Annotated in this window: 15 protein-coding genes and 3 pseudogenes; 8 read left to right on the forward strand and 10 right to left on the reverse strand. The window is 61.9% G+C overall.

From position 1 onward, the window contains the following. Positions 1-136 precede the first annotated feature (136 nt). Positions 137-610: pseudogene (locus tag CXY83_RS00235) on the reverse strand (transposase); the annotation flags it as partial. Between the two features lie 94 nt (positions 611-704). On the opposite strand from CXY83_RS00235, the pseudogene CXY83_RS00240 reads away from it, so the two are divergent. Continuing rightward, positions 705-866 (forward strand): annotated as a pseudogene (locus tag CXY83_RS00240) (DUF4913 domain-containing protein); the annotation flags it as partial. 67 nt (positions 867-933) lie between these two features. Here the strand turns inward: CXY83_RS00240 and CXY83_RS00245 are convergent. From CXY83_RS00245 to CXY83_RS00260, 4 genes are all read right to left on the reverse strand, one after another. Then, positions 934-1,953: a YhcG family protein gene (locus tag CXY83_RS00245; protein WP_104195454.1), complete on the reverse strand. Its 1,020-nt coding sequence runs from the start codon at positions 1,951-1,953 to the stop codon at positions 934-936. 125 nt (positions 1,954-2,078) lie between these two features. Further along, complete coding sequence (gene tal, locus CXY83_RS00250) at positions 2,079-3,206, reverse strand: transaldolase (RefSeq protein WP_104195443.1); 1,128 nt, start codon at positions 3,204-3,206, stop codon at positions 2,079-2,081. 2 nt (positions 3,207-3,208) lie between these two features. Continuing rightward, positions 3,209-3,631, reverse strand: a complete 423-nt coding sequence (locus CXY83_RS00255) for a DUF2267 domain-containing protein (RefSeq protein ID WP_104195444.1) — start codon at positions 3,629-3,631, stop codon at positions 3,209-3,211. 76 nt (positions 3,632-3,707) lie between these two features. Then, positions 3,708-3,938, reverse strand: coding sequence for a hypothetical protein (locus CXY83_RS00260; protein WP_104131220.1), 231 nt, complete (start codon positions 3,936-3,938; stop codon positions 3,708-3,710). 278 nt (positions 3,939-4,216) lie between these two features. Here CXY83_RS00260 and CXY83_RS00265 point away from each other — a divergent pair, with 278 nt between their 5' ends. Beyond that, a complete protein-coding gene (locus CXY83_RS00265) occupies positions 4,217-4,609 on the forward strand; it encodes a PPC domain-containing DNA-binding protein (protein WP_199184834.1) in 393 nt (130 codons plus the stop codon). A 178-nt stretch (positions 4,610-4,787) separates the two neighbouring features. Here CXY83_RS00265 and CXY83_RS00270 read toward each other — a convergent pair whose 3' ends face one another. Continuing rightward, positions 4,788-5,072 (reverse strand): type II toxin-antitoxin system RelE/ParE family toxin, encoded by a 285-nt coding sequence (locus CXY83_RS00270; RefSeq protein ID WP_104195446.1) that lies wholly within the window; start codon positions 5,070-5,072, stop codon positions 4,788-4,790. Positions 5,073-5,474: 402 nt separating this feature from the next. Here CXY83_RS00270 and CXY83_RS17740 point away from each other — a divergent pair, with 402 nt between their 5' ends. Continuing rightward, positions 5,475-5,786: a hypothetical protein gene (locus tag CXY83_RS17740; RefSeq protein ID WP_199184836.1), complete on the forward strand. Its 312-nt coding sequence runs from the start codon at positions 5,475-5,477 to the stop codon at positions 5,784-5,786. Between the two features lie 97 nt (positions 5,787-5,883). Here CXY83_RS17740 and CXY83_RS00285 read toward each other — a convergent pair whose 3' ends face one another. Beyond that, positions 5,884-6,096 carry a hypothetical protein gene (locus CXY83_RS00285; RefSeq protein ID WP_146069781.1) on the reverse strand — a complete coding sequence of 71 codons (213 nt, stop codon included), beginning with the start codon at positions 6,094-6,096 and terminating at the stop codon, positions 5,884-5,886. 199 nt (positions 6,097-6,295) lie between these two features. Between CXY83_RS00285 and CXY83_RS00290 the strand changes: the two genes are divergently transcribed. Both CXY83_RS00290 and CXY83_RS00295 read left to right on the forward strand, forming a co-directional pair. Beyond that, positions 6,296-6,841, forward strand: coding sequence for a hypothetical protein (locus CXY83_RS00290; protein WP_199184835.1), 546 nt, complete (start codon positions 6,296-6,298; stop codon positions 6,839-6,841). After that, a complete protein-coding gene (locus CXY83_RS00295) occupies positions 6,841-7,182 on the forward strand; it encodes a hypothetical protein (protein ID WP_104195451.1) in 342 nt (113 codons plus the stop codon). Before CXY83_RS00290 ends, CXY83_RS00295 begins: the two co-directional genes overlap by 1 nt. Here the strand turns inward: CXY83_RS00295 and CXY83_RS00300 are convergent. Then, positions 7,179-7,499: a hypothetical protein gene (locus CXY83_RS00300; RefSeq protein ID WP_104195452.1), complete on the reverse strand. Its 321-nt coding sequence runs from the start codon at positions 7,497-7,499 to the stop codon at positions 7,179-7,181. The two genes, CXY83_RS00295 and CXY83_RS00300, sit on opposite strands and share 4 nt — an antisense overlap. Between CXY83_RS00300 and CXY83_RS17505 the strand changes: the two genes are divergently transcribed. Then, complete coding sequence (locus tag CXY83_RS17505) at positions 7,483-7,620, forward strand: hypothetical protein (protein WP_158251772.1); 138 nt, start codon at positions 7,483-7,485, stop codon at positions 7,618-7,620. The two genes, CXY83_RS00300 and CXY83_RS17505, sit on opposite strands and share 17 nt — an antisense overlap. Before the next feature lie 91 nt (positions 7,621-7,711). Here the strand turns inward: CXY83_RS17505 and CXY83_RS18455 are convergent, their stop codons facing one another. After that, the gene (locus tag CXY83_RS18455) at positions 7,712-8,596 is read right to left on the reverse strand and encodes a CBS domain-containing protein (RefSeq protein ID WP_369831104.1); all 885 of its coding nucleotides are present in this window, start codon (positions 8,594-8,596) and stop codon (positions 7,712-7,714) included. Positions 8,597-8,805: 209 nt separating this feature from the next. Between CXY83_RS18455 and CXY83_RS18460 the strand changes: the two genes are divergently transcribed. Continuing rightward, the gene (locus tag CXY83_RS18460; protein WP_369831105.1) at positions 8,806-9,231 is read left to right on the forward strand and encodes a hypothetical protein; all 426 of its coding nucleotides are present in this window, start codon (positions 8,806-8,808) and stop codon (positions 9,229-9,231) included. Positions 9,232-9,339: 108 nt separating this feature from the next. Continuing rightward, positions 9,340-9,676 (forward strand): annotated as a pseudogene (locus CXY83_RS00320) (hypothetical protein); the annotation flags it as partial. Between the two features lie 68 nt (positions 9,677-9,744). Here CXY83_RS00320 and CXY83_RS00325 read toward each other — a convergent pair. Continuing rightward, positions 9,745-10,596, reverse strand: a complete 852-nt coding sequence (locus tag CXY83_RS00325; RefSeq protein WP_104195453.1) for a hypothetical protein — start codon at positions 10,594-10,596, stop codon at positions 9,745-9,747. Positions 10,597-10,792 lie beyond the last annotated feature (196 nt).

Raw genomic sequence — 10,792 nt, forward strand, 5'->3', positions numbered from 1 at the left:
CCGATACGACAAGCTCGCCGTCAACTACCGCGGCGGAGTCATCCTGCGGGCCATCACAATCTGGCTGAAGCCGTTAGGAGAAACGCCCTAGCCGCCTAAACTCCCACTGGTCTCATTCGCCTTGACAAATTCCGGCCCGGCACAGCTCCAACGCCTGCAAGAACACGTTCCCCAAGCTGGAGAGGTGCCGTTTGCGAAACCGGGCGATGGAACGAAAATCTGGTGCCTGCTGCGCGGCCAACCAACGAAACGCGACCACGTCCACGCAGACCCGTTCCAACTCGCGTGACGAGCGAACGCCGACGCAATACCCGTAAAGCAGGACCCGGACCATAAGCCGAGGATCATACGGCGGCTGGCCCTTCGACTTCGAGTAAGACGCGTAGAACTTCTTCAGATCGAGCTGAGTCTCCACGATGTCGGCAATGAACCGGGAGAGATGATTCTGCGGCAGCCACTCATCCAGCGACGGCGGCACCAACATCACCGCCGCCGGCTCGAACGCCCGAAACCGTTTGTTCACACCCGCGCCAGCCTCAACACCGTCATCGACGACCACGTCAACATGTTCAAGTTCTGTCGCGGGGAACAGACCATCAGAATCGCTCATAAGCAATTTTCCCAGACCAACACCCACGGCCCGGGAAATCGACCGGCGTTTTAAACTTTGGTGTTACTGACCCACGCTCCTAGACGGGGCGACAGGCTCAAGCACCTGGTGGATTGAGCACGCCGACCACCACATGCCCATCCTGATGAGCCCGGAAGGACCGTTCGCAAAGTCGGAAGACAAGAACAACGCCGGCGAACCACTGCCATATGAAGCGCCACCCCCCGAGCTGTTCCCAGACATGCGGGAGAGCTAACACCAAGCACGACAGTTGAGCGAGAGCCTCCCGGCGAGCTAGGAGAACCGCTGCACAGTACAGAGGCTCATTCGTCCCCGGATCCCGCGAGGGCCCGGGTGAGTTCATCCTCTGAGGGCAGTGCGGCTTTCTCAGCGGCCGGGAGAAGGTCGTAGCTGGAGACCGCGATCGGTGCTTGGCTGCCGGCGAGGGCATACCTAACAACGGAGTCGTTCTTGTCGGAGCAGAGCAGGATCCCCACGGTGTGTGCGTGCTGGAGACGACGTAACCGCTCGTCGACGAGTGCAACGTAGAAGCCGAGCTGGCCGGAATGTTCCGGCTTGAATTTGCCTGTTTTGAGTTCGACGACAACGTATCTGAGCTGCTCGGTGTGGAAGAAGAGCAGATCGAGATAGAAATCATCCCCTCCGACGTCGAAGTGAACCTGGCGACCGACAAAGGCGAAACCGGCGCCGAGCTCACGGAGGGTATCGATGATGCGGTCAACGAGGCCCTGTTCGAGCTCACGCTCTTGGGCGTCGCCGTCGAGCGCGAGGAAATCGAGGATGTAGGGGTCTTTGGTGATCTGCTGGGCAAGCTCGGAGTCGGTTCGCTTGAGCGCCTGGGCGAAGTTGCTGCTGGCAGCGGCCTCGCGCTCGTGGAAGTCGGTGGTGATCTGGTGCCGCAACACGTCACGAGTCCAACCATGTCGAACGGCCGCGGCCGCGTACCAATCGCGGAGCCCGGGAGTATCGAGCTTATCGAGAAGGAGCATGAGGTGGCCCCATGGCAATTGGCCAGCAGCCTGCTGGCCAATTGCATCGCGGTCGGGCCAGGCACGAGCGAACAGGCGCATGTACTTGAGATTGCTGGGTGAGAAGCCCTTCATCTCGGGGAACTCAGCACGGAGATCCTTCGCGAGTTGCGTGATGATCCGGCTTCCCCAGGCCTCGCTTTCGGTGCGCTGAAGGAGCGTCTGACCGATCGACTGGTAGAGGCGGAGGAGCTCGGTGTTCACCCGGCGCTGTGCGGTGTAACGGGCCTCGCGGACTTGTCGTTTGAGATGTTCGAGCGTCGCAGCGTAATCGCTCGGCTCGAGAGTGGTCATGGTCACACGATAGCGAACTACACAACGGGGCCGCGGTCCCTCACCGTCCGCAGGGGCCCGCTCAGCAGCCCTAATGTCGAGCGGGTCATACGGAACACCCCACTCTCAGGCGTTCACAGGAAGAGTCATGCACTAGGCTCCAACGCGTTCTGTATGGTCTCGATGAGTTCTTGACCTGAGCGGATGAACTTGTCGACGCCTTCGGCCTCGAGTGTTCGAGTGACATCATCGTAGGAAATTCCTAGACTGCCGATCGCCTCCAGTGTGGTTTTTGCCTCCGCGTAAGTCCCGACGATGGTGTCGCCGCGGATGACACCGTGGTCGTGAGTCGCCTGCAGAGTCTTCTCCGACATCGTATTCACGACGTTCGCGGCGACGAGTTCGACAACGTAGGTTGTATCGGGCAGTGCAGGATCCTTGACTCCTGTGGAGGCCCACAGCGGCCGTTGGATGTTCGAACCAACATCGCGCAGCGCGTCCGCGCGAGGAGTTGCGAACTCTTGCTCGAAAATCTCGTAGGCGAGTCGGGCGTTCGCGATCCCACCGCGCCCCCGCAGCGATGTCGCCGTGTCGGAACCGACCGCGTCCAAGCGTTTATCGATCTCCGTGTCGACTCGGGACACGAAGAATGATGCGACCGAATGGATGCTGGACACATCGATTCCGTTCGCGTGTGCCTGCTCGAGCCCGGTCAGGTAGGCGTCGATCACCTGATGGTACCGATCGAGACTGAAGATCAAAGTGATGTTGACGCTGATTCCCTCTGCCGTGGCCGCAGCGATCGCTTCGATCCCCTCCGCTGTGGCGGGGATCTTGATGAACACGTTCGGCCGGTCGATGGTTTCCTTAAGGCGTCGTGCCTCTTCGATCGTCGCGGATGCATCGTGGGCGGACCTGGCGTCGACTTCGATCGAGACCCACCCGTCAACGCCGTTCGTTGCGCGATGCACCGGGGCCAGGATGTCCGCTGCGGAGCGGACATCCTGTGTCATGATCTGGAACGCAACATCCTCGGCACTGGTGGTGGTGGCTGAAAGTTCACGAATCTGTTTCTCATATGTGTCACCGTGCGAGAGCGCGGTTGCGAAGATCGTCGGATTCGTCGTGACACCGGTCACGTTGCGTTCAGCGATCAACTCCACGAGTCCTCCCGAGACGATTCGTTCCCGGGAAAGATCATCCAGCCAGATACTCACGCCAGCAGCGGCAAGCGCACTCGTCAGAGATTCAGGGGTTTTCGATGTAGCAGTCATGATCACAGTTCTCCTAGCGGGATGTTCGGATCGGCCAGCTTGGCAAGATCGAGTTGTCGCAGGTCTTCGGGCAGTACTCCTCGAACTGTGTCCATGACAGGACTGGCTGCTTGGTCGATCACTTCGAAGACGACTCGTGCGAGGTAGGCAGCCTGCGGATCATCGACGCCAGCACGGTGGCCTATCCGATGGATGAACTCGTCGCGGTCGAACCGTTCGCCTGACTCATGCGATGGGTCGTCTGCCACCCGCCGAAGGTTTTGGCCCACCTCGTGGGGAAGCTGCGCCGCAAGGTTGTCGGCGAGCCCAGCGGGTATCCGCTCGGCAAGGGTCTCAAGCGTTGAGCGAACTGCACGCTCCGCATTTGCGCGAGTGCCGAGCCGCGCCCGGTTCTGCACCTGGCCCATCAGTGTGTCCTCGTCCATCATCACTTCCTTCTTTGCGCGCCACCTGACCCGAGCACATCGAGGGTCGCGCGCCCGAGTGTCGAACGACTTGGGGTCAGGTCTCCTCGCGTTGGAGTCGTTCAGCCAGCATCCGCTTGCCCTGATCGCCGGCCTTGCGATTGTTGTGCTGGATCTTGCGGAACCATTCCGCAAGCTCGCTGTCACCCTCTTCCTCCGCGTCCTGGATGTAGGTCTCCAGCTTCCAGATGTTGTGCAAGGAAGCTTCCAGTGCCCAGATCAGGTTGTAGTTCTTATCCCGTACGGGGCTCTCCGGTTCGTTCGCCATCTCGTTTCCCATCTATCGCGTCGTGTCACCTGTCAGATATTCACTCCACCGTAGGAACATGTCGAAGCCAACGCAACGGGGTTGCGTCCCTGCTGCAGGCGGCGTAGCGTCGAATTGCGAGAAGAGGTGAAAACCACAGATCGCATAGGAAGGCTCCAGATGGTTTCGTACCGCTGGAGCCTTTCGCCGCTCGGGACAGGTCATGGTTCTCACCCGCGTATCCGGAAGGGGCAACACAGATGCGTGTAGATCGACTGGAGGCTCCCGAGACTACATGGGTGATCGTTCTCGACACCGATGAGGAGATCGTCGAGTCCCTCACCTCCTTCGCCCGCGAGCGACAAATCCTCGGTGCCTCGATTCGTGCCATCGGCGCCTTCTCGTCCGTTCGGCTGGCCTACTTCGAGTGGGATATCAAGCAATACCGCACGTCCGTGGATCTGAGTGAGCAGGTGGAGCTGGTCTCGCTGAATGGCGACATCGCCGAGCGAGACGGCGAGCCACAACTGCATGCGCACGCCGCAGTCGCTCTCGCAGACGGGCGCGTGCTCGGTGGCCACGTGCAGTCGGCAACAGTGCGACCGACGTGCGAGGTGATCCTTACGGCGACCCCCGAACCGATTCGTAAGAGAATCGATCCCGAGTCCGGGCTCGCACTGATTCGCCCCTGACCGGCAACCGTCCCTGCCGCGCACAGGAAGCCCCTACATCAGGGGGACCGGGCATCCGGGAGGATGTGGGCGAGAGCGCGTGCACGGCGTCAGCGTCCTTGGCAGCTCGCGCGCGGTGCGGATTGGTGATTGCGGAGCGGGCGGGGGATGGCGTTAGCTGACTCGGCCACCACGGCGCTCAGCGCGGTCGGTAAACGTCGGTGCGGTGGTCGACGTGAATGATGGTGACTACCAGCCGGTCGTCGAGGATCTCGTAGATGAGCCGGTAGGGGCCTCGGCGGGCACCCCAGAGTCTCTCGAGTTCGCGTTGCAGTGGTTTTCCGACTCGCCGTGGCTGTCGGGCGAGGTCGCCGTAGACGAACTCGATGATCGCCGGCACGATCCGGGGCGGCACCGCCCGGAGATCCCGGCGGGTGGTGCCGGCGAACTCGACCTCGTAACCACCTCCGTCGTCCTGACTCACTTAGTCATTCGTCGGGGGACGTTCTGCGCGGCTGACCCGCCGAGGCGGACCACGCACCTCCCGCTCCAGCGGCGACAGCAACCGCGCATCCTCTAGATTTTCTTGTCATGGAGAACCCCCGACATTCATGGCGGCGGCAATCGCCTGCGTTGGGACGATGCTCCTGATTCGTTGCGCGCCGAAATCGAAGAACTCACCGGATCGCAGGTCGTCGCGGCCGAATCCCCCTGGGATGGCGTCAACGCTCACGCTGAAGGACGGACGCCGCATCTTCGCGAAGGGCGCCTCGGACAGCACAACCGATGTCGCCGTCGAACTCTACCGCCGAGAGCGCGACGTGCTGACTTGGCTACCCGGCTCAGTGCCGCATGCGCGATTGATGAGAACCCACGAGAGTGGCGGATGGATCGTGCTGCTATACGACTACGTCGCAGGGCGCCATCCCGTGCCCGCCCGGCCGGCCATCTCGACGCCATGTTCCACACCTTCGACACCCTGGCCGCCTTGCTTGACCCGAGTCCGCTAAAGCTCGGCCAGTTCGAGGACGAGTGGGCGTGGCAGTTCGATTCATGGAACCGGGCCCCGGCGGACACCCCAGCAGCGATCGAGACCCACCCTTGGATCGCAAAGCACTTCGATTGGGTGAGGGAAGCGGCCCGCACCTGGCGCGATGCGGTGCGCGGCCATGCCTCGTGCACGGCGACCTCTCCATGATCACCACATCAACGCCTGCCAGAGCCAACTCACCAGCCAGCATCATTCCGGTCGGACCGCACCCCACGACGATCACATCTGCCACTTCGTCCCCTCTTTAGCCCGAAGGGTTCTCTACCGGTGTTCCGTCCTCTTCGACCCCGTCTGGATCTTCTGGTGCGCCGCCAGAGGCGGTGTCCTCCTCGGCGTTTTCCTGGGTGCTCTCAGGTGTCGCCCCGTCGCCGAGGGTCTCGGTTCGCTGCTTTTGAGCCTCGCTGAGATGAGTCGACTCATCCGGTGTCGCCATCTCGTTGTCGTTTGATTCAGTCATGTCCACGACCGTACCCGCGCGCGGTCGACAGGACGAGCCACTGACAGCGGCGATGAAGGACCTGTCGAATCCCCAGCCATGGCAAGTTCGACGCCCCAGACGCGCCGATTCCGGTCGCTCCCAGCATCGGGGAGACCTTCGGGAATCAAGTCAAGCCCTTTTGCCGGAGCGGTGCTGCGTCGTACGATGGGGGATGAATATGTTAGAGATTTTCGCGACCTGGCCGCAAGAAGCGCGTGAGGCAGCTCAACTTGTGGCGGACAAGTACGGGGAACCGGACGAAGCGCAGCCTTCCCAGTTGGTGTGGTTCAACGTCGGAGAATGGAAACGAGTCGTTGCCACGCGCGCGTTCTGGGACCACCAGTTTCCCGCCCCGCACCATGATTCGGTGGAGTCGGTCATCGACTACCGGGTGCCACCCGAGATGTTCAGTGCCTTGGCGGAATTTGACGGCAGTGTCATCGCGCGACGTACCATGGGCGAGCTTTCGGCGACTTGCCACGATGAGGAAGCAAACCGCCTGGCCCTGAACCTTGCCCACGACATCGTCACCGGCGAACGGGACGTTGCCGGTGCGCGTGCCTACTACTCCACCGAGTTCGCCGGCGCCCGTCGAAAGACGGCTACCCCCTACATGGAGCGGCTCACCTTCGTCCAGCAGGACGATGCTGCCGACCCCGACGCCCGGACCATCACGGAGACCGAGCTGAAAGAGGCGGCCGCGGATGGCAAGAAGAAGAACTGATGGCTGCGAAGAAGAGTGCAAATGCAGGATTACCGCGGGTGGATTTCGACCATGTGATCATCGGGCATCTTCCGTCGATGATCGCCTCGTTGGACCCGAATGGGCTAACCGAGCTGATCACCTATGAGAGGGAGCATGCCGACCGCCTGCCGTTCCTGGAGGTAATGGAGCGTCGACTCGAGGCGCTGAATAATGGAGCAACGCCGAGCGCCTCCATCGCGGTGGATCTACCTAAGGGCACGGACGGCAAGGATGGCGTATCGAAGGTCTCCCCCGCGACGGCCGGTCCACCGCTGGACCCGGCGGCCAACACCGTTCGCAGCAACCCCACGCAGCGCTAAAGCCCGGCGGCAGCAGTCGCCGCCACAATGCCAACGGTGATGAAAGAGACCGCGGCTATCCCGATCATTTCCGACGCCATCAGCGTGAGTCGACGTCGGCCCGGTGCGACTACCAACCTCGTTACAGCCATGGCGATGTACAGCACCGACACGGCGATGGCTGCCCCTATCGCCGCACCTGCGGGCGGAAGGCCCGCAAGTGGAATGAGGACCGCCAACGAAATGATGACAAGCAACAGCCCGACGATGAGCCAGCTGCGCCCGGTCGAAGTAGTCAGCGCCGGCTGATTAGTCAGCTTCGTGGGATCCTCGGACATCCGCGGCACCTCCCCGACCCGGCTTGCACTCACCGCCGTGCTGTACGTGCTGTACGTGCTGTATGTGCTGTACGTGCTGTACGTGCTTCAATCGGTAGTGGATCACGGGGAGCTTTCCTAGTGCGATAGTGGTTCACCTCTTCTCGCATTTTTGACGCTAGGCCGTGCACGATGAAGGGGTCAATCCGCTTCCCGTGCGCAGCGGTTTATGGTTAGCGGTAGTTGGGGTAGTCGGGGTAGCGATAATCGGCACCCCAGAACGGGCCGTAGCCGTAGTAGCCAAGCACCCCGCCGTAGTATTCGCGCTCACGGACGAGGTCGGGGTCGTAGGCGGGCGCGCTGGCGACGAATTCGCGGATCTGGTCGATTTGCACCTCGTTGTCGGTGATCGCGACGATCGCATCGATGGGGATGAAGGCCTTGTCCCGCCCAATGCCGAGGAAACCCCCAGAGGCGACTTCGATAAAGCGCACCTTCCGTTCAGTTTCGTCGATGAGCAGGTCGTCAATCTTGCCGATGTCCGAGCCGACCTTGTCCTTGACCGCTCTGCCCCTGATGTCCTCGTCCTCACGGGCGATGGTCTCATCGCTCTCGCTTAGCTTGACCAGCATCCAGCTGTCAGGTGAATCCACGGTTCCTTCTCCTCTTGTTAGCTTGTTCGATGGGTCAGATGCGGAAATGTCTGATTGGGAGATGTACTCCACCAGATCGCCGACCCGGTCGTCCGAGAGGCTGCGGGCCACGTCCGCCTGGGTAAGCATGCCGACCAGATCGTGGCCGTCGATCACCGGCAGGCGCCGGACCTTGTGCGCCTTCATCGTTACCAGCGCTTCGCTGACGTCATCGTCTGCGCCGATGGTGACCGGTTTGCCCTGAGCCAGATCGGCGGCGATCGTGGTCGCCGGATCGCGGCCTTCGGCGATACCGAACACGACGATGTCCCGGTCCGTGAGCATGCCCTTGAGGCGATTGTCCTCACCGCAGATGGGCATCGAGCCGATGTCCAAGTCGCGAAGCCTCCGGGCAGCATCAGCCAAGGTTTCATTCTCTCCGATGCACTCAGCACCGTAGGTCATGATCTCGCGCGCTGTTGTCATCGTGTGTACCTCCTCAAATCGTTCCGGCCCGGACCGCGCCCTAGACGTGACCACCATGTGGGACGGCCAGTCATGCGGGAACGAAGATGACCTGCTTGTACTTTCAACGGTATGCGCGCCAGGTCGGCCTGTCTAACAATCCCGCTCCCCTAGCAATTTGCTAAGAAAGGGCGTATGCACAAGGGAGGAACTCATCGGAAGAAGGCATCATGGCGATCTGCGACACCTGCGGCAACAACTACGACAAGACGTTCACCATCACCCGGGCCGGTCAGGCCGGCACCTTCGACAGCTTCGAATGCGCGATTCATCTGATGGCCCCCACCTGCGCGCACTGCGGCTGCCGGATCCTCGGCCACGGCGTGGAGGCCAGCGGCGGCATCTACTGTTGTGCCCATTGCGCCCGCGAAACCGGGCACACAGAGTTGGTCGATCGCGCCGCAGACGACATGGGCCACAACGTCGATGACGATAGTCGCTCCGATGAAGAGCGGGGAACGACCGCTGATCGGAAGGCCCCGCAGACAGTACTCAAGCCGTCAGACCCCGACGAGCTCGCCAATTCCGAACCGCACCCTGATACTGAAACGGACGAGGACCCGTCCCCGCAGCAGGGACCGGGAGCAGCTGGCTAGCGAGCCGATCCGGACCTCCCTTGCCGAAAACCGGAAATGCCCTTCTGATCAGGGAAAATGGTAGTTGTAAAGAGAATTATTCCACCGACCAGGAGAGCACCCCCGTAGATGCAATCGAAGCGTCCACGACCGCGTCAGCCACATTCGACGAACCCAAACCTCGTGTCCTCGGCTGGCCTTGTCCCGATCATGGCTCTGGCCGAGAGCTGGCCTGTCCCGCGTGGCGCAGAAATGGTTGCGCGTGCCCACGGACAAGGGTGCCAACGCCGAGGTGAAAGTAGCCTCACTGGTGGGCGGGATGGGCGCCGGGGCCGACTCGATCGATGATATGGCGATCCTGAGACCCGGCGGCATGGCCAAACTCTTCGCCGCCTGCTACGCGCCCTCCACGCTGGGCTCCTTCCTGCGCCAGTTCACCTTCGGGCATGTCCGCCAACTGGACGCGGAATCCCGCCTACCTCATACGCGACAACGTACGACCTAAATGACATCCCGTCTGCGTTGTCGGCGCGGTTAACGGGTGAGACCGCCACGCGTGCGTTGCTGCACGACGCCTTTAGCTCTCTTGCGTGGTTTCGCTGCCCTGCCGGGCTGCGTACGTACGGCCTCGCGAGGATGCTGGGCGTTCTCCTCGTCTGCGAGGATCCGCGCGTCTATCGTCTTCTGGTCGGCCTTGCCTTTGAGGCTTGCCGCGAACTGTCGACGACGCTCTGAGCTGTCGTAGTCGAGTCCGGCGTCGTCGCCCTCGGCACGCGATTGGCCTGTGGCTTCGGCCGCCTGCGTCCGGTCGTCGTCGCGTCTTTCGAACTCTTGGGGGTCGGCAATGTCAGCGCCGTCGAAGTCGCCGCTATTCCAGTCACGCTCAGCCCATTCCTGAGCCTCCCGCTCATGCCTGTCGGCGTTTGCGAAAAGGATCTGGCTGGCGGTCAGTTCCTCGCCGGATCGTTCACGTTCGGCGCGTGCTTCTGCGCGGTCCCTTTCGGCATCGCGCAGTGCTGCTGCTACGGCGGCCTGGCCGGCACCTGGTGCGTCGACGTCAATCCCATACCGTTCGCTGACCTCGCGACGGATCGCATCGCCAGCCTCACGCGCAGTCTCGTCGTGGTCACGCCACACAGTCGCGGTCTCGTGTGCCTGGGCAATGTCATCGACGCCGCCGGCATCCCACCACTCCGCCTGCTGAACGGGCACGAGGCTGGCTCGTGCTGCACCGCGTTCGTACTCCTGCTGCGCGGATGCCTCACGCATCCGTGACATCTGTTCTCGCAACCTGGAGATTCGTTCTCCGAACTGCGAGGCCATCGTGAGCGCGACGCGCAGTGAGTCGTCGAACATTTCGCCTACACCGTCTGTTTCTTCGGCCATGATTCGTCCTTCCTCCTATTCGCTTCCGCGACCGTCACGCTCGCGTGGCGCGACTGGTGTCTTGTGCTTTCTTGGGCGCGACGTTGTCGGCAGTGGGGATCCTGTGCCGGGTGCTGCTAGGGCGTGTCTCCTAACCCAGTGGGTTGGTTGTGAGAGCATTTAGATGTGACTCGCACCGTTTTCCTTACTGATTCGC

This window comes from Cryobacterium sp. M15 (assembly GCF_002929675.1).
Classification (GTDB): domain Bacteria; phylum Actinomycetota; class Actinomycetes; order Actinomycetales; family Microbacteriaceae; genus Cryobacterium; species Cryobacterium lyxosi.

Coding starts and splice junctions, on each gene's coding strand:
- CXY83_RS00245 (WP_104195454.1), bottom strand. CDS start 1,953: ATGACCACTCTCGAGCCGAGCGATTACGCTGCGACGCTCGAACATCTC.
- tal (WP_104195443.1), bottom strand. CDS start 3,206: ATGACTGCTACATCGAAAACCCCTGAATCTCTGACGAGTGCGCTTGCC.
- CXY83_RS00255 (WP_104195444.1), bottom strand. CDS start 3,631: ATGGACGAGGACACACTGATGGGCCAGGTGCAGAACCGGGCGCGGCTC.
- CXY83_RS00260 (WP_104131220.1), bottom strand. CDS start 3,938: ATGGCGAACGAACCGGAGAGCCCCGTACGGGATAAGAACTACAACCTG.
- CXY83_RS17740 (WP_199184836.1), top strand. CDS start 5,475: ATGGATCGTGCTGCTATACGACTACGTCGCAGGGCGCCATCCCGTGCC.
- CXY83_RS00285 (WP_146069781.1), bottom strand. CDS start 6,096: ATGACTGAATCAAACGACAACGAGATGGCGACACCGGATGAGTCGACT.
- CXY83_RS00290 (WP_199184835.1), top strand. CDS start 6,296: ATGTTAGAGATTTTCGCGACCTGGCCGCAAGAAGCGCGTGAGGCAGCT.
- CXY83_RS00295 (WP_104195451.1), top strand. CDS start 6,841: ATGGCTGCGAAGAAGAGTGCAAATGCAGGATTACCGCGGGTGGATTTC.
- CXY83_RS00300 (WP_104195452.1), bottom strand. CDS start 7,499: ATGTCCGAGGATCCCACGAAGCTGACTAATCAGCCGGCGCTGACTACT.
- CXY83_RS18455 (WP_369831104.1), bottom strand. CDS start 8,596: ATGACAACAGCGCGCGAGATCATGACCTACGGTGCTGAGTGCATCGGA.
- CXY83_RS18460 (WP_369831105.1), top strand. CDS start 8,806: ATGGCGATCTGCGACACCTGCGGCAACAACTACGACAAGACGTTCACC.
- CXY83_RS00325 (WP_104195453.1), bottom strand. CDS start 10,596: ATGGCCGAAGAAACAGACGGTGTAGGCGAAATGTTCGACGACTCACTG.